Source organism: Microbulbifer halophilus, from assembly GCF_026183675.1.
GTDB classification, from domain to species: Bacteria; Pseudomonadota; Gammaproteobacteria; order Pseudomonadales; family Cellvibrionaceae; genus Microbulbifer; species Microbulbifer halophilus.
This window is the reverse complement of sequence record NZ_JAPIVK010000020.1, coordinates 67,630-87,568: the sequence shown is the minus strand read 5'-3', so window position 1 is coordinate 87,568 and position 19,939 is coordinate 67,630. Positions and strand designations below refer to the sequence as shown.

13 protein-coding genes are annotated in these 19,939 nt (G+C 63.9%); 5 read left to right on the top strand and 8 right to left on the bottom strand.

Translation table 11 applies throughout. The annotated features are described in order from the left end of the window. Positions 1–1,300: xylulokinase (xylB, locus tag OQE62_RS11965; protein WP_265722274.1), on the bottom strand; the 1,300-nt coding region annotated here is incomplete at its 3' end. Further along, positions 1,297–2,268 carry a transaldolase gene (gene tal, locus OQE62_RS11960; RefSeq protein ID WP_265722273.1) on the bottom strand — a complete coding sequence of 324 codons (972 nt, stop codon included), beginning with the start codon at positions 2,266–2,268 and terminating at the stop codon, positions 1,297–1,299. The genes tal and xylB, both read right to left, overlap by 4 nt. A gap of 295 nt (positions 2,269–2,563) precedes the next feature. Here tal and OQE62_RS11955 point away from each other — a divergent pair, with 295 nt between their 5' ends. Further along, positions 2,564–3,844 (top strand): sugar MFS transporter, encoded by a 1,281-nt coding sequence (locus OQE62_RS11955; RefSeq protein ID WP_265722272.1) that lies wholly within the window; start codon positions 2,564–2,566, stop codon positions 3,842–3,844. 291 nt (positions 3,845–4,135) lie between these two features. Here the strand turns inward: OQE62_RS11955 and OQE62_RS11950 are convergent, their stop codons facing one another. Continuing rightward, positions 4,136–4,429 carry a DUF1540 domain-containing protein gene (locus tag OQE62_RS11950; RefSeq protein ID WP_265722271.1) on the bottom strand — a complete coding sequence of 98 codons (294 nt, stop codon included), beginning with the start codon at positions 4,427–4,429 and terminating at the stop codon, positions 4,136–4,138. A 167-nt stretch (positions 4,430–4,596) separates the two neighbouring features. Here OQE62_RS11950 and OQE62_RS11945 point away from each other — a divergent pair, with 167 nt between their 5' ends. Next, complete coding sequence (locus OQE62_RS11945; RefSeq protein ID WP_265722270.1) at positions 4,597–8,100, top strand: hybrid sensor histidine kinase/response regulator; 3,504 nt, start codon at positions 4,597–4,599, stop codon at positions 8,098–8,100. A gap of 225 nt (positions 8,101–8,325) precedes the next feature. On the opposite strand, the gene OQE62_RS11940 is transcribed toward OQE62_RS11945, so the two are convergent. Both OQE62_RS11940 and acs read right to left on the bottom strand, forming a co-directional pair. Next, positions 8,326–9,030, bottom strand: coding sequence for a response regulator transcription factor (locus tag OQE62_RS11940; protein WP_265722269.1), 705 nt, complete (start codon positions 9,028–9,030; stop codon positions 8,326–8,328). 398 nt (positions 9,031–9,428) lie between these two features. Further along, positions 9,429–11,387 carry an acetate--CoA ligase gene (gene acs / locus OQE62_RS11935; protein WP_265722268.1) on the bottom strand — a complete coding sequence of 653 codons (1,959 nt, stop codon included), beginning with the start codon at positions 11,385–11,387 and terminating at the stop codon, positions 9,429–9,431. Positions 11,388–11,607: 220 nt separating this feature from the next. Between acs and OQE62_RS11930 the strand changes: the two genes are divergently transcribed. From OQE62_RS11930 to OQE62_RS11920, 3 genes are all read left to right on the top strand, one after another. Beyond that, positions 11,608–12,921, top strand: coding sequence for a DcaP family trimeric outer membrane transporter (locus OQE62_RS11930; protein WP_265722267.1), 1,314 nt, complete (start codon positions 11,608–11,610; stop codon positions 12,919–12,921). A gap of 110 nt (positions 12,922–13,031) precedes the next feature. Continuing rightward, positions 13,032–13,349: a DUF4212 domain-containing protein gene (locus OQE62_RS11925; RefSeq protein ID WP_265722266.1), complete on the top strand. Its 318-nt coding sequence runs from the start codon at positions 13,032–13,034 to the stop codon at positions 13,347–13,349. A 9-nt stretch (positions 13,350–13,358) separates the two neighbouring features. Then, positions 13,359–15,065, top strand: coding sequence for a sodium:solute symporter family protein (locus OQE62_RS11920; RefSeq protein ID WP_265722265.1), 1,707 nt, complete (start codon positions 13,359–13,361; stop codon positions 15,063–15,065). 168 nt (positions 15,066–15,233) lie between these two features. Here the strand turns inward: OQE62_RS11920 and OQE62_RS11915 are convergent, their stop codons facing one another. The 3 genes from OQE62_RS11915 to OQE62_RS11905 all read right to left on the bottom strand — a co-directional run bounded on the left by OQE62_RS11915 (position 15,234) and on the right by OQE62_RS11905 (position 19,901). Further along, positions 15,234–15,746, bottom strand: a complete 513-nt coding sequence (locus tag OQE62_RS11915) for a GNAT family N-acetyltransferase (RefSeq protein WP_265722264.1) — start codon at positions 15,744–15,746, stop codon at positions 15,234–15,236. A gap of 50 nt (positions 15,747–15,796) precedes the next feature. After that, a complete protein-coding gene (locus tag OQE62_RS11910) occupies positions 15,797–17,785 on the bottom strand; it encodes a BCCT family transporter (protein WP_265722263.1) in 1,989 nt (662 codons plus the stop codon). 112 nt (positions 17,786–17,897) lie between these two features. Then, positions 17,898–19,901 (bottom strand): BCCT family transporter, encoded by a 2,004-nt coding sequence (locus OQE62_RS11905; protein WP_265722262.1) that lies wholly within the window; start codon positions 19,899–19,901, stop codon positions 17,898–17,900. Positions 19,902–19,939 lie beyond the last annotated feature (38 nt).

Sequence of the window (19,939 nt, the reverse complement as noted above, 5' to 3'; positions counted from 1 at the left end):
CCGCGCCCTGGGCGGCGCCCTGATTGTTGCCGAGCGGCTGCACCGGCAGTTCGAAAATGTCGGCGATCATCTGCCGCCAGCCGGGGCTGGCGCCGCCGCCGCCGGTGAGGCGGATGGCGCTAAAGCGCTGCCCGGCGCGGGCGAAGGCGTCCAGGCCGCGGCGCAGCGCGAAGCTGGCGCCCTCCATCGCCGAGCGGTAGAGGTTGGCGGGCGTGGTGTTATCGCCGGTCATGCCCAGCAGGCTGGCGCGGGCATCGGGCAGGTTGGGGGCGCGCTCGCCGCTGAAAAAGGGCAGGGTGACCAGGCCGCCGGCGCCGGGCCGGGATTCCGCCAGCAGCCGTTCGCAGGCGTCCAGGTCGCGCCCTAAATAGCCGCGGGTAAGTTCCGTGGACAGGGTGCAGTTCATGGTGCACAGCAGCGGCAGCCAGCCGCCGGTGGAAGAGCAGAAAGCGGCCAGTTCGCCGCCCGGGTCCAGCGCCGGGGCGTCGCTGTGGGCGAAGAGGGTGCCGGAGGTGCCGAGGCTCAGTGTCAGCACGCCGGTTTCCACCGAGCCGGTGGCCAGCGCCGACATCATGTTGTCGCCGCCGCCGACGGACACGCGTACACCGGCGGGCAGGTCGAACTCGCTCCTGGCCGCCTCGCCCAAGGGGACGCTGTCGCCGGGGTCGAGAATCGGCGGCAGCATCGGCGACAGGTCGCGGTCCGGATCCAGGGCGCCGAGCATCTCGGCGTCGTACTGGCGCCGGAAAATATTCAGGTAGCCGGTGCCGGAGGCGTCGCCGCACTCGGTGTAGATCTCACCGGTGAGGTAATAATTGAGATAGTCGTGGGGCAGCAGGATATGCTGCAGCGCATCGTAGGCCTCAGCGTTGTGTTTTTTCAGCCAGACGATCTTGGGGGCGGTGTAGCCGGGCAGGATGGGGTTGCCGACCGCGTCGATACAGCGGTCTTCGCCACCGAAGCGCCCGGTGATCTCGCCGCACTCGGCCGCGGTGCTGGTGTCGCACCAGAGTTTCACCGGTGCCAGTACCCGGCCGCCGTCGCCCAGGGGCACGAAACCGTGCTGTTGGCCGGAGACGCCGATCCCCGCGACCCGCCGCCGAAGATCGTCGGGCAGCTCCTTCATGCACTGGCGCAGTGCATCCAGCCACCACTCGGCGCGCTGTTCGCGGCTGCCGTCGGCGCGGCTGTCGAGCTCCAGCGGCGCGCTGCCGACATGGGCCTCCCGGCCCCGGTCGGCGTCGAACGCGAGCAGCTTTACGCTCTGGGTGCCGGCGTCTATGCCCAGGAAGACGCTCATGATGCGGCCTCCTGTTCCGGTGCGCGGGCCGACAGCTGTTGTTCCAGCGCCCGCTGGTCCTGCACGAACTTGCGGATACCCTCGCCGAGTTTCTCGGAGGCCATGGCGTCCTCGTTGTGCCGGAAGCGGAAGTCGCTCTCGCCCAGTTTTTCCTCAAGGGGTTCGCGGGCCTCTGCGGGTGTCAGGGCGCGGGGCAGGGAGCCGGAATCCTCCGCCAGTTCGCCCAGCAGCTGCGGGCTGATGGTGAGGCTGTCGCAGCCGGCCAGCGCCTCGATCTGGCCGCGGTTGCGGAAGCTGGCGCCCATCACCGTGGTGTCGTAGCCGCGTTCCTTGTAATAGCGGTAGATGCGGCGCACCGACTGCACGCCCGGATCCTCTTCCGGGGCGTAGTGGTCGCGGTCGCCGTTTTTCAGGTGCCAGTCGAGGATGCGGCCGACGAAAGGCGAGATCAGGGTGACGCCGGCGTCGGCGCAGGCGCGCGCCTGGGCGAAGCTGAACAGCAGTGTCAGGTTGCAGTGGATGCCGTCGCGCTCGAGGATCTCCGCCGCGCGAATGCCCTCCCAGGTGGAGGCGATCTTGATCAGTACCCGTTCCGTCGCGACTCCCCGTTCCCGGTAGAGCTCGATCAACCGCCGCGCCCGCGCCACGGTGGCGTCGGTGTCGAAGGACAGGCGCGCATCCACCTCGGTGGAGATACGGCCGTCGATGATCTGCAGAATCTCGCTGCCGATGGCCACCGCCAGGTGGTCGCAGCAGAGCGCCATCTGCGCGTCGCTGTCGCCGGGCTGGCGCGCGGCCCAGTCGAGCGCGCGGTCCACCAGCGGGCGGTACTCCTCGAGGGCCGCTGCCTTCAGCAGCAGCGAGGGGTTGGTGGTGGCGTCGATGGGGCGGTAGCGGCGGATGGCGGCGATATCGCCGGTATCGGCCACGACGTCGGTCACGGTTCTGAGCTGGCTGAGTTTATCCATTGTCTGTCTCTGCCGTTGCGATTCTTATGGTTCTCGCCAGAGGTTAATGTAAACGTTTACATTATGCAATGAAGGTCTGGTGTGGTGATTCGCCGATATTGGGAAACAGCCGTGCCAGTGCTTATCTGCCCGGCGGGCGGCGGTCCCGGCGGTGCCAGTTTTTCGGGGACAAAGTGGGAACCGGACCGGGGAAACTGGCAACTGCGCTGCGGTTGTGCCGTGGTAGTCTCCGCTGCCGGCGTCGGGAGTGTCCCGGCATTGCGGTTATACAGAAACGATAAAAACGAGGTGATCTATGGCCGGGGTACAGGCTCCCGTCGACGATGTGCGCCAACCCGCCGGGGAGGCGGGGGGCAATTTCCGCTTTGCGCTGACGGCGCTGACGGTTCTCTTCTTTATGTGGGGCTTTCTGACCTGCCTCAACGATATCCTGATTCCGCACCTGAAGGCGGTCTTCGACCTGAGCTACACCCAGGCGATGCTGATCCAGTTCTGCTTCTTCGGTGCCTATTTCACCGTCTCCCTGCCGGCGGGCGCGCTGGTCAAGCGCATCGGTTACCAGAAGGGCATCGTCGGTGGCCTGCTGGTGGCGAGTGTCGGCTGTGTACTCTTTTACCCGGCGGCGGATTACCACGCCTATCCGCTGTTCCTGGGGGCGCTGTTCGTGCTGGCCTCCGGCATTACCCTGTTGCAGGTGTCCGCCAATCCCTATGTGACCGCGCTGGGTAATCCGGATACCGCATCCAGCCGCCTGACCATGACCCAGGCCTTCAATTCCCTGGGCACCACGGTGGCGCCTTTCTTCGGCGGGGTGCTGATCCTGTCCGCGGTCACCGTGGGTGCCGAGGCGTTGAGCCCGCAGGAGAAGGCCGATGCGGTCAAGGCGCCGTACCTGATGCTGGCCGGGGTATTGGCCCTGCTGGCGGTAATCTTCAGCCGCCTGAGACTGCCGACCATCAGCTCCCAGGAAGAGGGTGCCGGTGACGCCGCCGCCGAGACGCCGGCCTGGAAGCACCGCCACCTGGTGCTGGGGGCCGTGGGTATCTTCGTCTATGTGGGGGCCGAGGTCTCCATCGGCAGCTTCCTGGTGAACTTCCTGGGGCTCGACAGCATTGCCGGCCTGGAAGAGTCGCGGGCGGCGCATTACATCGCCTACTACTGGGGCGGCGCCATGGTGGGCCGCTTTATCGGCGCGGCGGTCATGCGCAGTGTCAACCCGGGTGCGGTGCTGGCGTTCAATGCCGGCGCGGCGCTGCTGCTGGTGGCTTCGGCCATCGCCGGCAGTGGCGCGCTGGCCATGTGGGCCATCCTGCTGGTGGGGCTGTTCAACTCCATCATGTTCCCGACCATCTTCAGCCTGGCGCTGAAGGGGCTGGGGCGGCAGACGGGCCAGGGCTCCGGCATCCTCTGCCTGGCGATTGTCGGCGGCGCGCTGGTGCCGGTCCTGCAGGGCGTGGTGGCGGACACCGCCGGCCTGCAGCTCTCCTTCCTGGTGCCCATCTGCTGCTATGTGTATATCGCCTTTTACGGCCTGAAGGGATCCCGGGTGGTGAGCCCGCTAGGTTCCCGGCAGTAAAAGCCCGGGTTTCGGAGAGGGGGGCGATTTCGGGAGCCGGAGCGGGGGGCGCCTTTCTGGGACACGCCGTGCATACATCCCTGTAGGCTTGTCCGCGAGGTCCCTCTCGCAGACAAAACGGCAGGACTGCCGTTTTGGACGCCGAAGGCGCCCGAAGGGCGAGGGTCAGGGATGGCCCGAGTCACAGTCCCAGAAAGGCGCACCCCGCTCCGGCTTGTGCCATCGGTAGGCATTAAAAAAAACGGGTGTGGGGTCGCCCCCACACCCGTTTTTTTGCTTCGGGCCCGGCGCTCAGTGCGCGTAGGTCAGGCAGTTGACCGATCCGTTGCCGTTGGTTCCCACCTGGATGCTGTCCGCCGAGCACTCCAGGTCACTGTTGTGTACACAGTCGTCCATCTTGCAGGCGCCCACGCCGGCGGTCCGCCCGCTGTGGGTGTGCTCGCTGGAACCGAAGAAGGTGTCGCAGTCCGGGTTGGAGCCGTCGCCGATGGTGATGGCGCGGGCGTGGCAGGCGGATTGGGTATTGTAGGCGCACTGGGTGGCGGCGCACTGGGCAACTTCGGGCATGTCGGTGGCGATGATCATGGCGACTATCTCCCGGCGGATAGTGGGGGTTTTTAATGGAGCCTAGTCGAGCCGCCGGGCTTGTCAATGTCGCCGCAATGCGGACCAATAGCGAATAGCGATGCCCCCCATTCGTGGGTTATAAAGATCTCTGGCGCGACAAAAGAATAAGTGCGCGGAGTGCGTGAATGATCGGCAAACCCTACCTGCTGTTTTTTGCCCTGGCCTATGTGGCGCTGTTGTTCGCCGTGGCCTGGCGCGCCGAGCACCGGCAGCAGTGGCTACTGCGGTACCGGCCGCTGATCTATGCGCTGACGCTGGCCGTCTACTGCAGTTCCTGGACTTTCTTCGGCGCCGTTGGCCAGGCGGCCACCAGTACCTGGAGCTACCTGCCGATCTACCTGGGGCCGATGCTGCTGTTTCTGTTCGGCGGCGCTTTCCTGCGCAAGCTGATGCTGGTGAGCGAACGGCAGAAGGTGACTTCCGTGGCTGACTTTATCGGTTCGCGCTACGGCAAGAGCCAGGGGCTGTCGGCGCTGGTGACGCTGCTGGCGATTATCGGCAGCCTGCCGTATATCGCCCTGCAGTTGCGCGCCGTGACCATGGCCTGGGACACCCTGGGCGCGGGGCAGGATTCCGGCGGGCCGGTCGACCTGGATACGGCTTTCGCCACCGCACTGCTGATGGGGGTGTTCGCGATGCTGTTCGGCACCCGCCACCTGGAGGGGCGCGAGCGCAACCGCGGGGTGGTGGCGGCCATCGCACTGGAATCGGTGGTCAAGCTGCTGGCCTTCGCCGCGGTGGCGGCACTGGCCACCGGGTTGCTGCTCGGCGATGGGCGCTACGCGGCGGCGGAGCTGCGCCTGGACCCGCTGGTACCCGATGCCAATTTCCTCACCCAGACACTGCTGGCCACGGCCGCCATCGTCTGCCTGCCGCGGCAGTTCCATATGGCGGTGGTGGAATTCCAGGATCGTCGCGACCTGAAGAGTGCCCGCTGGCTGTTGCCGCTGTACCTGGGGCTCTTCTCGATCCTTATCCTGCCCATCGCGCTGGCCGGGCAGCCGCTGCTGGCGCAGGGGTTGCCGGAGCCGGACGGCCTGGTCCTGATGCTGCCAATGGAAAGCGGTAACAGCGCGCTGACCCTGCTCGCCTACATCGGCGGTTTCTCCGCCGCCACCGGTATGGTGGTTGTGGCGGCGGTGACGCTGGCGGTGATGATTTCCAACGAGCTGGTGGCGCCGCTGTGGCTGTTCCTGAGCCGTTTTACCCCGCTGTCGGCGGCTTCCCTCGGCAACCACCTGCGTCTGATCCGGCGTATCAGCATCCTGCTGTTGCTGCTGTTGGGCTGGGGAATGCACCGCGCCATTACCGGGGTGGCGCCGCTGGCTTCCATCGGCCTGCTGTCTTTTGCCGCCGCCGCGCAGCTGGCGCCGGGACTGGCGGCGGCGCTCTACTGGCGCCGCGCCCACCGGCTCGGCGTGCTCACGGGGCTGGTGGCCGGCTACGGCCTCTGGTTCTACTGCCTGGTGCTGCCGGCGGTGTATCCCGATCACCCGCTGCTCGCGGAAGGGCTGTTCGGGCAGGGCTGGTTGCGGCCCCAGCAACTGTTCGGCCTGGGCGGGCTGGACCCGCTCAGCCACGGGGTCTTCTGGAGCCTGCTGGTCAATATGCTGCTGTTTGCCGCGGTGTCGCTGCTGTGTCGCCCGCTGGAGCGGGACCGCCGGCAGGCGGAAGCCTTTGTCGAGCTGTCGGAGGCGGACGGCGGCGCGGCCCTGGACCTGAGCGACATCCAGGTGGGCCAGTTGAAGAGCCTGATGCAGCCGTTTGTGGGGCGCGAGAGGCTGGAGCAGATCTGGAACGGTTTCGAACGGCGCAGCCAGCAGCGGTTGCTGGCGGACGACGCGGCGCCGCGGTTCGCGGTTCAGGAAGCGGAGACTACCCTCGCCGGCATCGTCGGTTCCGCTACCGCCCACCAGGTGCTGGATCTGTTGCGGGTCAACCGGCCTTTCCAACTGGAGGATATCGCGCGGCTGGTGGACGGCACTTCACAGAAGTTGCGCTTTTCCCAGGAGCTGCTGCAGACCACGGTGGAAACGGTCGGCCAGGGGATCTGTGTGGTGGACGCGGACCTGCACCTGGTGGCCTGGAACCGGTACTACATAGAGCTGTTCGGCTACCCGGAGCGGCTGCTCTATATCGGTTGCCCGGTGGAGATACTCTACCGTTACAACGCCGAACGCGGGCTCTACGGCGACGACGTGGATCTGGAAGAGGCGGTGGAGCGGCGGTTGGAGCTGTTGCGCCACGGCGGCGCGCACCGGTTCGAGCGCCCGCTGCCCAGCGGCACCATTGTCGAGGTGCGCGGTACCCCCATGCCCGGTGGCGGCTTTGTCACCACCTTCACCGATATCAGCGACTACCGCGCCGCGGTGGATGCGCTGGAGGAGAACCAGCGCACCCTGGAGGAGCGGGTGGCGCAGCGCACGGCGGAGCTGTCCCGCAGCAACGAGGCGCTGCAGGCGGAGAATCGCCGCCGCGCGGAAGTGGAGGCGCAGATGCGCGAGCTGCACGGGGCCAAGACCCGCTTCCTCGCCCACACCAGTCATGACCTGCTGCAGCCGATCAATGCCGCGCGCCTGTTCATCGCCTCCGCGCAGCAGAAAGCGGAGCGCGGCGACTGGGGGGAAACCCTCGGCGAGATCGGCCATGTGGACAATGCCCTCAATACCGCCGAGCAGCTTATCGGCGCGCTGCGCGAGATCAGCCGCCTGGACGCGGGCAACCTGACGCCCAGGCGCGAACACTTTCCCGCAGGCGAGCTGCTCGACGCACTCACGGTGGAATTCCAGGCCATCGCCGCCAGCCGCGGTCTGCAGTTGCGCTACCGACCCAGTGGACTCTGGGTCTACAGCGACCGACACCTGCTGCGGCGCATACTGCAGAATTTCCTCAGCAATGCCCTGCACTACACCCGCCGCGGGCGGGTATTGCTGGGAGCGAGGCGGCGCGATGGCGAGCTGGAGATCCAGGTCTGGGACACCGGCCCGGGGATCGCGCCGGAGGCACAGGCGCAGATCTTCGACGAGTTTGTGCGACTGTCGTCGGCGGAGCGGCCGGCGGACAAGGGGTTGGGCCTGGGACTGGCGATCGCGCGGCGCAGTGCGGAACTGTTGCAGCACCCGATCGGCGTGCAGTCCCGGGCCGGGCGCGGCGCCATGTTCTGTATTCGCGTGCCGCTGGGCGTGGCCGACACGGCGCGGCGCCCGCGCCCGAGCCCGCAGCCGTCGGGCGCCGACCTGTCCGGGATCGGTGTCCTGTGTATCGATAACGAGGAATCGATCCTGCGGGGGATGCACAGCCTGTTGAGCGGCTGGGGCTGCCGGGTGGTGGCGGCGCGCTCGTTGGGGGAGGCGCTGTCGACCTGGACCGGCGAGCGGCCGCCGCAACTGGTGATTGTCGACTACCACCTGGACCGCGACGAAACCGGCACCGGCGCGCTGCAGGCGCTGAAGGAACACTGGCGACAGCCGGTGCCGGGTATCCTGATCAGCGCGGATATCTCCGAGCAGGTGCGTGCCGCCGCCGCGGAGAACGACTGTTTCTACCTGTCCAAGCCGGTGAAACCGGCGGCGCTGCGCAACCTGGTGCGCCGGCTGGCGCGGCGCCGGCCGCAGCGGGAGAGTGATTAGTGGTCGGCGCCGCGATGGCCAACAAGAGGGGCCGTGGAGACCACCGGGCTTTTCATTCCCCTCTCCCCCGGCCCCACTGACTCGCGCCATCCCTGGCGCTTGCCGCTTCGCGGCGCCTTCGGCGTCCAAATCCGCTCCCGGCGGATTTGTCCCGGTGGGAGAGGGGAGCTTGCTGTTGAACTCAAGTGCGGTACGTCCGCGTCGCGGGCCTAGTGGTCCGGGCCATCAGGCCAGCGCCGGCGAGTGCCTCGGTGGCGGGGTGAACTGTCCGGGCGGTTCCACGTCCAGGCTGCCCAGCGCCAGTACCGCCTGGGTGCGGGAGTTGACTTCCAGTTTGCGGAACAGCGCCGTCAAGTGCGCCTTGACCGTGGCCTCGGTGACACGCATTTCGTAGGCGATCTGCTTGTTCAGCAGGCCCTCGGCGAGCATGGTGGCCACGCGGAACTGCTGCGGTGTCAGCGAGGCGACCACATCGGCCACCATCAGCCCGGGGGATTCCGCCGCGCACTGTGCGGCCGCGCCCTCGGGCAGCCAGATTTCGCCGGCCAGTGCCTGTCGCAGCGCTTCGCCGATGGTTTCCACCGGCGCCGATTTGGGCAGGAAACCGCAGGCGCCGTAATCGATCGCGCGGCACATCACTTCCGGCTTTTCGTTGGCGGATACCACCATCACCGGCAGCTCCGGGTACTGGCCGCTGAGGAAAATCAGGCCGCTGAAACCGCGCGCACCGGGCATATGCAGGTCCAGCAACAGCAGGTCGCAATCGCCGTGTTCGGCCGCGCGCCGCTGCAGGCTTTCCATATCTTCCGCCTCGTACAGCTCGGCATCGGGAAAGGCGCTGGTGATGGACTGGCGCAGGGCGCTGCGGAACAGTGGGTGGTCGTCGGCGATAATGAACTTGTGCACCGTCTTATTGGTATTAGAGTGCATCTCAATCGCTCCCTCTCATCAGAAGACCCTCCGCGGCGGGAGGGCGGGTGTGTACACTGTTTTCACTCAAGTTTTGGAGTTGGGGGTGCCTGTCGATGGCACAAGCCGGTGCGGGGCGCGCCTTTCTGGGACTGTCTGCGAGAGGGACCTCGCGGACAAGCCTACAGGGATGTATATACGGCGCGTCCCAGAAAGGCGCACCCCGCACCGGCTCCCGGAACTGAAGCCCTAAACTTGAGTTTTCAGTGTACGTCGGCGATCTGCCGCTTTCTTATTATTTATAACTATCGGATACTGCCGGGCTACTCTCCGTAGAAACCGTTCGGGAATACACTGTAGAAACGGCCCCGGATCGAGTCCGGGGCCGGCTGGCGAAAAAAGAGCGGGCTTCTCCTGCGTCAGGTGGCCTGTGCCAGCGACGCGCGTTCGTCGATCAACTGCTGTACGACGGACGGGTCCGCCAGGGTGGAGATATCCCCCAACTGGTCGTATTCGTCGGCGGCGATCTTGCGCAGTATGCGGCGCATGATCTTGCCGGAGCGGGTTTTCGGCAGGCCCGCCGCCCACTGGATAACCTCCGGGGTGGCGATGGGGCCGATTTCGTTGCGCAGCCAGTTGCGCAGTTCCCGTCGCATTGCCTCGCCGGGCTCCAGGCCGCTGTTCAGGGTCACATAGACGTAGATACCCTGGCCCTTCAGTTCGTGCGGAACCCCCACCACCGCCGCCTCGGCCACCGCCTCGTGGGCCACCAGTGCGCTCTCCAGCTCGGCCGTGCCCATGCGGTGACCGGAGACGTTGAGTACATCGTCCACACGGCCGGTGATCCAGTAGTAGCCGTCGGCATCGCGGCGCGCGCCGTCGCCGCTGAAGTACATGCCGTCGAAGGTGCTGAAATAGGTGTCCACGAAACGCTGGTGATCGCCGAACACGGTGCGCATCTGCCCGGGCCAGCTGTCCAGCAGTACCAGGTTGCCCTCGGCGGCGCCCTCGAGAATATTGCCCTCGTTGTCCACAAGCGCCGGCCGTACGCCGAAGAAGGGGCGGGTGGCGGAGCCTGGTTTCAGGGTCGTGGCGCCGGGGAGGGGCGTGAGCATGGCGCCGCCGGTTTCCGTCTGCCACCAGGTGTCGACGATGGGGCAGCGGCCGCGCCCGAAGCTCTGGTGGTACCACTGCCAGGCCTGCGGATTGATCGGCTCGCCCACGGTGCCCAGCAGACGCAGGCTCTCCAGGCTGGCGCCGGCAGTTGGCTTGTCGCCCTCGGCCATCAGCGCGCGGATCGCGGTGGGGGCAATATAGAGAATCTCGATCTGGTGCTCGTCGATGATCTGCGCCACGCGGGTCACATCCGGATAATTGGGCACACCCTCGTACATCACCGTGGTGGCGCCGTTCGCCAGTGGGCCGTAGATGATATACGAGTGGCCGGTCACCCAGCCGATATCCGCCGCGCACCAGTAGCGCTCGCCGCGCCGGTAATCGAATACATATTCGTGGGTCAGGGAGACGTAGGTCAGGTAGCCGCCGCCGGTGTGCAGTACGCCCTTGGGCTTGCCGGTGGAGCCGGAGGTGTAGAGGATAAACAGCGGGTCCTCCGCATTCATTTCCTCCGCCGGGCAGTCGTCGCTCTGCCCGGCTACCAGCTCGCCGTAGTCGCAGTCCCGCCCATCGTGCCACCGAACCTTATCGCTGGTGTAGTTCACCACGACCACTTGCTCGACGGAAGTTTCCCGGCACAGATCCACGGCCCTGTCGACATTGTCCTTGAGGGCCGTCGAGCGGCCGCCGCGCACGCCGGCGTTGGCGGTGATCACCGTGCGCGATCGGCCGTCGTCCATGCGCCCGGCCAGCGCCTCCGGGGAGAAGCCGGCAAACACCACCGAGTGTACGGCGCCGATACGCGCGCAGGCCAGCATGGCCACTGCGGCTTCCGGAATCATCGGCATGTAGATGGTCACCACATCGCCCTTGCGCACGCCGAGGGACTTGAGGCCGTTGGCGAAGCGGCAGACATCCCGGTGCAGCTCGCGGTAGCTGATTTCCCGGGAGACACCGGGCTCGTCGCCGACCCACAGGATCGCGGTGCTGTCGCCGTGCTCGGCCAGGTGGCGGTCGAGGCAGTTGGCGGCCACATTCAGGGTGCCGTCCTGGTACCAGCGGATGTGCAGGTCGTCCCTGGCGAAGGAGGTGTCCTTGACCCGGGTATAGGGTTTTATCCAGTCGAGTCGCCGTCCCTGTTCGCGCCAGAAGCCCTCGTTGTCTTCGACGGAGCGATTGTAGAGCTCGAAATATCCGGTTTCGTTCATCAGGGTGTGGCCGGCGTAGGCCGCCGGCACGGGATAGACGCTTTCCTCGGACACAGTAAACCTCATCGTCTTGCCAGTTCTCGTTTCCCGCATTCTGCATTGATGCCGCGGGCGGTCGTATTAGACATAAGTCGAAATACTCCGACGGAGACTCAGACTTTGGTCGAAGTGGCGGGCGGGTTTAGACCAATGGTTAATAGCCAGGCCGGCGTAGACAGGTTTTTATCGTCGTCGGGAATGCAGTATTTCGACAATCCACGCTCGGAGGGAGCTTATGTCGTTTACAAGAATAAAAACCGCCCGTCTGTCCGCGGGCCTGCTCGCAGCGACGATGACCGGCCTGGTGCCGCTGTCCGCACTGGCGCAGAGCGATACCGGGGAGCTGCAGTTGCGAATCGAGGAATTACAGGCGCAGGTGAATCGCCTTGCCGCCGAGGCCGAACAGCGGCAACGCGTGGTGGAGAATCCGGAACCGGAGCAGCCCCCGCAGGGTACCCAGATCGAGATCGGCGGTTTCATGAAACTGGACAGCCAGTTCAGCGACTACTCCGACGGTAACGCCGCCACCGTCGGTATCGGCGAGGACTTCCTGGTGCCGTCGACAATCCCGGTGGGCGGGGAAGGGGGCGATACCAGATTCGACTCCCACGCGAAATCCTCGCGCCTGTTTATCAAGAGCCGCACCGCTGTTGCCGGCGGTGAAGTGAGGACGCACCTGGAGATGGATGCCATGGCCAGTGGCCAGGGCGACGAACGTATCAGCAATTCCTACTCCCGGCGCCTGCGACACGCCTATGTGGACTGGCGGATGGACGATCGCCGCAGCCTGCTGGCGGGCCAGACCTGGTCGACCTTCTTCAATGTGGGAGCGCTGCCGGAGGGAATGGATTTTGTCGGCCCGGTGGGCACCATTTTCGAGCGCCAGCCGCAGTTGCGCTATACGCACAAAATCGGCGATGGCAGCCTCCACCTGGCCGCGGAGAACCCGGCCACCACGCTGTACAACGGCACTGAAAACCCCTATGACGACAGCGGTACGCCGGATCTGGTACTCCGCTACGACAACAGCGCCGGCGATTTCAGTTATTCGGTGGCTTCCATGAGCCGCGAGCTGTCCTACGACGACGGCACAGACCGCGAGTCCGAGCGCGGTCACGCCATCAGCGTATCGGGCAAATACCGCTTCGGCGCCGACGACCTCCGCTTCATGTTGAGTTCCGGCAATGCGCTGGGCCGCTACATGGGGCTGAATGGCTACCGGGCCGGCATTATCGAGCCGGGCGGGGATATCGAGTTGATCGACCAGCACGGCGGCTTTGTTGCCCTGCGCCATTTCTGGAGCGAAGCGTGGCGCAGTAACCTGGTGCTGTCGGCCTCCGAGGCGGACAACCCGGACGGCGTTTCCGATACCACCGCTTCCGCCTACCGGAGTATGCACCTGAACCTGCTCTATTCGCCGATTCCGAAAATGACCCTGGGGGGCGAGTATATCCTGGCGAATAAAGAGGTGGAGAACACCAGTGGCGCCCTGGCGGACGACGAGGGAAAGTTGCAACGACTGCAGTTTTCTGTGAAATATGTGTTCTGATGGTGCGTGCACCGTTTCGCAGGGTGGGAAAAACGGAGCCTGCCATTGTGCGGAGCTGCGAGCGATAACCGAGAGTTCCGATAACCGATAATAAGTACGGAGTGATAAAAATGAGCTTTGAAAGCGAACAACACGCAGACGATTACTGGAAAGAGAATATACGCCTGATGCTGATCCTCCTGGGGGTCTGGTTTGCGGTGTCTTTCGGCTGCGGCATCCTCCTGGTCGAACAGCTGAATACGATCCGCCTCGGTGGCTTCAAGCTCGGCTTCTGGTTTGCCCAGCAGGGATCCATCTATGTATTCCTGGCACTGATCGCCGTCTATGTGGTGAAGATGAATAAACTGGACCGGAAATACGGGGTGCATGAAGGCGACGAGGAGCCGGAAGCACCGGCCCAGCCACTCAAAGAAGAATACGGCCAATAGGAGCGCGTCATGGATATTCAGACATTAACATTCCTGATCGTCGGCGTGACCTTTGCCGTCTATATCGGTATTGCCGTCTGGTCGCGCGCCGGTTCCACCAACGATTTCTATGTGGCCGGCGGCGGCGTGCATCCGGTGGCCAACGGCATGGCCACGGCAGCCGACTGGATGTCGGCGGCCTCGTTCATTTCCATGGCGGGCCTGATCAGTTTCATGGGCTACGATGGCGCCGTCTACCTGCTCGGCTGGACTGGCGGCTATGTTCTGCTGGCGCTATGTCTCGCGCCCTACCTGCGCAAGTTCGGCAAGTTTACCGTGCCGGCCTTCATCGGCGATCGCTATTACTCCAATACGGCGCGCACCGTGGCGGTGATCTGCGCGGTCTTTGTCTGTTTCACCTACGTGGCGGGGCAGATGCGCGGTGTCGGTGTGGTTTTCTCCCGTTTCCTGGAAGTGGACGTTACCGCCGGCGTCATCATCGGTATGGCGATCGTGTTTTTCTACGCGGTACTCGGCGGCATGAAGGGCATCACCTACACCCAGGTGGCCCAGTACTGTGTACTGATCTGCGCCTATCTGGTTCCGGCGATTTTCATTTCCATCATGATGACCGGCCACGCGATCCCGCAGCTCGGCTTCGGTTCCGAACTGAGTGACGGTTCCGGTACCTACCTGCTCGACAAGCTCGACGGCCTGTCCACGGAATTGGGTTTCGCCGAGTACACGTCCGGTACCAAGAGCACCATCGATGTGTTCTTCATTACCGCCGCGCTGATGGTGGGTACCGCCGGCCTGCCGCACGTGATTGTGCGTTTCTTCACCGTGCCCAAGGTACGGGATGCGCGCAAGTCCGCCGGCTGGGCACTGCTGTTTATCGCCCTGCTGTACACCACCGCACCGGCCATCGCCACTTTCGCGCGGGTGAACATGATCGACACCATCAATGGCCCGGACGCGCAGGGCACGGCCTACGAAGAGGCACCCAGCTGGATCGGCAACTGGGAGAGCACCGGGCTGATAAGCTGGGAGGACAAGAACGGCGACGGCAAGATGTTCTATTCCGGCGACGAGCGCAACGAGATGGATATCGACCGCGATATCATGGTACTGGCCAACCCGGAAATCGCCGACCTGCCGGCCTGGGTGATTGCGCTGGTGGCGGCGGGCGGTATCGCCGCGGCGCTGTCCACTTCCGCGGGGCTGCTGCTGGTGATCTCCACGTCGATATCCCACGACCTGCTGAAGAGAAACCTGATGCCGCGTATCACCGAGAAACAGGAGCTGGGCTACGCCCGTATTGCCTCCGCGGTGGCCGTCTGTATCGCCGGCTACCTGGGGATCAATCCACCGGGCTTTGTGGCACAGGTGGTCGCCTTTGCCTTCGGGTTGGCCGCGTCGTCCTTTTTCCCGGCGATCATCATGGGCATTTTCAGCAAGCGGATGAACAAGGAAGGGGCGATTGCCGGCATGCTTTCCGGTATCAGCTTTACCGCCCTGTACATCATTTACTTCAAGTTCATCAACCCGGCGGCGAACACCCCGGATAACTGGTGGTTCGGTATTTCGCCGGAAGGTATCGGTACCCTGGGTATGCTGTTGAACTTCGGTGTGGCCGTGGCAGTGGCCCGGATGACCAGCGATGCACCGAAGCATGTACAGGAAATGGTGGCGAGTATCCGCTTCCCGAAGGGCGCCGGCCAGGCCAGCGCGCATTGACGGTCGTAGGAACCTGCTTGTAGGCGAATATTCCGGGGCTATACCCCTGGTCCCGCTTTTCGCCTGCAAGCAGGCTCCTACAGTAGGATGGGCAAAGGAGCGCGGCGACGTGCCCATCTTGCGCTGTCCTGATGGACACGCTTCACTTTGCCCATCCTGCGGGCGATGTTAATCCCCCGCGTTCCAGGCCATCAGGACCAGCTCTTCGTCTTCCCTGGGCAGCTTGATGGTGCGCTCAACCTGCAGGCCGAGTTTTTCCAGCAGGCGAATGGAAGACTCGTTGTCGGGGTGGGCGATGGCGATGATACGCTCCAGGCCGATCACATCGCGGCCGTACTCCATCACCGCCTCGGCCGCCTCCTGTGCATAACCCTGCTTGCGATAGTCCGGCAGAAAGGCGAAGCCGATATCCACATCATCGAGGCCGTCGCGCTTGACCAGTCCACAGAGGCCGATAGCAGTGCCGTCCGCCAGCTCCACCTTGTACATACCGAAATTGTGCGTCTGGTACATGGCCATGGGGCCGTCGATGATATAGCGGCGGGCGTCCTCATCGGTGCGCACACCGCGGTCGCCGACATTGCGTATGAAATCGGGGTCGTTCAGCACCGCCGACAACAGTGGAGCGTCGTCTTCGCTGAGCTCCCGCAGGGTCAGTCGCGAAGTCTGTAGCAGGGCCATGGCAGATCCTTCTATGCAAAATGCTATTCTGCCGGGTCGCGCGGATCTTGTCAGCGAAGACTGTGCAGAAACTGCAAATGCCGTTCGTACTGCGAGAGGATATCGGTAAGCAGTTGATCCCGGGTCCAGCCCATCACGTCGTAATCCTGGCCACCCTCGCTCAGGTGTACTTCCGCGCGGAAGTATTTGTCCGGCGAACCGTCGTCGTAGGTGTCGTCCAGCTCTGCATCCGGATTGCTGGCGTTGGGCCTCAGGTGGGCCTTGGGGTGAAGGCTGTAGAGAAAATCCACCTCTTCGCCCTGGTATACCTCCAGGTGCACCATTGAGTTCTCGCCTTCAACCACCTTGGCCTCGAAGCCGTTTCTCTCCATCTGCACGGCGAAATCGCGCATGGCGGGCAGTCCGGTGTCCCGGATATATTCGTGTACTTCCTCCAGTGATGGCAGCTGCACCAGGTTCCTGAGGCGGCGTTCCCAGGAAACCGGATTGCGCACACTGACCGGTGCCACCGGCGCACCCAGAGTATCCCGTTTGACACTGTCGGCGCGCAGGGCCTTGATCAGCCCGTAGAGTGCCACCAACAGAATGATTGAAAACGGCAGCGCGCTGGTGATAGCCGCAGTCTGTAGCGAGGCGAGACCGCCGGCCAGCAGCAGGGCAATGGCGACTATGCCGATGAGTGCGGCCCAGAAGATGCGCTGCCACATGGGGGTGTCGTCGCGGCCGTGGGAGGAGAGCATATTCATAACCAGTGCGCCCGAGTCCGCCGAGGTCACGAAAAAGACGATCACCAATGTGATGGCCACCAGTGACAGCGCCTCGGAGAAGGGAAATTGCTCCAGGAACTGGAACAGGGCCACGGTTCTGTCCCGCTCGATGATATCCGCCAGCGACTGCAGGCCCTGGTCGCGGATCATGTGGAGGGCCGAGCTGCCGAATATGGTGAACCAGGCGATGGTGATCAGCGTCGGCATCATCAGGGTGCCGATGGTGAATTCGCGGATGGTGCGCCCGCGGGAAATGCGTGCGATAAACAACCCCACGAAGGGGGACCAGCTCATGCACCAGCCCCAGTAGAATATGGTCCAGCCGCCGAGCCAGTTGGTGGGCGCATAGGCGTACAGATTGAAGGTGCGGTTGACCAGCACAGAAAGGTAGTTGCCAATATTCTCCACGAATGCCTGGAACAGGAATACGGTGCTGCCGAACACCAGGACCGCCAGGGCCAGTATCGCTGCCAGCGCCATATTCAGCTGCGACAGCCGCTTTATGCCTGCGTCCAGTCCCACCATTACGGAAACGGTGGCCAGTGCGGTGGTGACGGCGATCAGAATCACCTGCATACCGCTGCCGACGGGAATGCCGAACAGATGGTTCAGGCCGGCATTCATCTGCAGTACGCCAAAACCGAGGGTCGTGGCGACACCGCAGACGGTGCTGACAATCGCAAATATATCCACGGCGTGGCCGATGGGGCCGTGAATACGCTCGCCGATCAGCGGGTAGAGTGCGGAGCGCAGGGTCAGCGGCAGGTTGTGGCGGTAACTGAAGTATCCCAGGATCAGTGCCACCCCCGAGAAGATCGCCCAGACGTGGAAACCCCAGTGAAAGATGCTCAACACCATGGCCGAGCGGGCGGCGTCCGCGGTGCCGGGGTCCGCGTCCGGCGGGGTGAGGTAGTGCATTACCGGCTCCGCCACACCGAAAAACAGCAGGCCGATACCGATACCGGCGGAAAACAGCATGGCGATCCAGGAGCCGTAGCTGTACACAGGTTTCTCGTGGTCCGGACCGAGTTTGATATCGCCGAGCCGCGATACGCTGATCGCCACTACCGTGACCAGCAGTATCGCGACGATCAGTACATAGTACCAGCCCAGATTGTCGACGATTACATCCTGCAGCTTCTGGAAGCGCAGGGTTGCATCCTCGGGAAGGAAGACCGCGTAGGCAACGAGCAGAAGCAGCAGGGCGGTGGAGGTATAGAAAACCGGCGGGTCGAGTTTGGCTTTGCCTTCGTCTGTCGTGCGCAGTTTCATAGGGAGCTCGGCGTGCGGGATCGGCAGGCCGGTCATCGGACCGGCAGTAAACGCTGTTCTTCACAGCGTAGTTGAAATAGCCGTCGGTGCCCGCCGAGCACTGGTGCCGGTGTTACCGGAGCGTATGCAGAAACTGCAGGTGACGTTCGTACTGGGAGAGGATATCCGCGAGCAGCTGATCCTTGGTCCAGCCCATCACATCGTAGTCTTGGCCGCCCTCGTACAGGTGTACTTCTGCGCGGAAATACTTCTCCTCACTACCATCGTCGGTGGTGTCGTCGAGCTTCTGTTCGGAGAAAGCCGTATATTCGGGGACCACTGCACTGGGTTTCAGGTGTGCCTTGGGGTGGAGGCCGTAGAAGAAGTCCACTTCCTCCCCCTGGAACACGGTCAGGTATACGTAGCTGTTTTCACCGTGCGTGATCTCGGTGGTGTAGTCACTTTTCTCCAGCTCTGCGGCAAACTCTTTCAGGGCCGGTTCGCCCACATCGCGGATATACTCCTTTACCTCTTCCAGCGACGGTAGCTGGATCAGGTTCCTGAGCCGCCGCTGCCAGCCCACCGGGTTGCGTGTGGTGATCGGCGCGACCGGTGCCGACTGGGAGATCCGCTTGGCGGTATCGGTGCGCAGCGCCGATATCAGGCCGTAGATGGCGGTGAGCAGTATGGCCGAGAAGGGCAGGGCGCTGGCGATGGCCGCCGTCTGCAGCGAGGCCAGGCCGCCGGCCAGCAGTAGCGAGATGGCCACCACGCCGATCAGGCCGCACCAGAATACGCGCTGCCACAGGGGAGTGTCGTCTCGCCCGTGGGAGGCCAGCATATTGACCACCATGGCCCCGGAGTCCGCCGAGGTGACAAAAAACACGATGACCATGACCACGGCGATAAACGAGAAGACGTTGGAGAAGGGAAACTGCTCCAGGAACTGGAACAGCGCCAGTGACTCGTCGTTGCTCACCACGTCGCCGAGCGACGTCAGCCCCTGGTCCAGAATCATGTGAATGGCGGAGTTGCCGAAAAAAGTCATCCACAGCAGGGTGACGGCGGCGGGCACCAGCATGGCACCGACGATAAACTCGCGAATGGTGCGGCCGCGGGAAATGCGAGCGATAAACAGCCCCACAAACGGCGACCAGGACATCCACCAGCCCCAGTAGAAAATGGTCCAGCCACCCAGCCAGTCGGTGGGCTCGTAGGCGTAGAGGTTGAAGGTCTTGTTGACCAGTACAGACAGATAGTTGCCGAAATTCTGCACGAAAGCCTGCAGCAGGTAGACGGTGCTGCCCAGCGCCATCACCATGACCAGCAGCAGTGCGGCCAGGCCCATGTTCAGTTGCGAGAGCCGCTTGATCCCCACGTCCAGGCCCATGACCACCGAGATGGTGGCGAGCACTGTGGTGACGACGATCAGGATCACCTGTGTCACATCGCCGACGGGCACACCGAACAGGTGATTGAGGCCCGAGTTGATCTGCAGTACCCCGAAGCCCAGTGTCGTCGCCACCCCGCAGACGGTGCCGACAATGGCAAAAATATCCACGGCGTCGCCGATGGGGCCGTAGATACGCTCGCCGATCATCGGATAGAGCGCCGAGCGCAGTGTCAGTGGCAGTTTGTGGCGGTAACTGAAATAGGCCAGAATGACCGCCACAATCGCATAGATGGCCCAGGCGTGCAGCCCCCAGTGGAAGAAGGTGAGCACCATCGCCTCCTGCGCCGCCTCCGCGGTGCCGGTCTCGCCCACCGGCGGGTCCAGGTAGTGCATGACCGGCTCGGCGACGCCGAAGAACAGCAGGCCGATCCCCATACCGGCGGAAAACAGCATCGCGAACCAGGAGCCGTAGCTGTAGTCGGGTTCGGCGTGTTCCGGCCCCAGCTTGATCTCGCCGAAGCGGGACACACCGATAAACACCACACTGACCAGGATGACCGCTACCACCAGTACGTAGTACCAGCTCATATTGGTGACGATACCGCTCTGTAGCGCTTTGAAGAATTCTGTCGCGTGTTCGGGGAGGATGACCGCGTAGGCCACCAGCAGAAGCAGGATCCCGGTCGAGATATAGAATACCGGGGGATTGAAATGCCCCTTATGATTGCTGGGCTCGGAGTTCATAGCGCGGAGTCCACTCAGTTCTGCGAGTTTGGCGACAG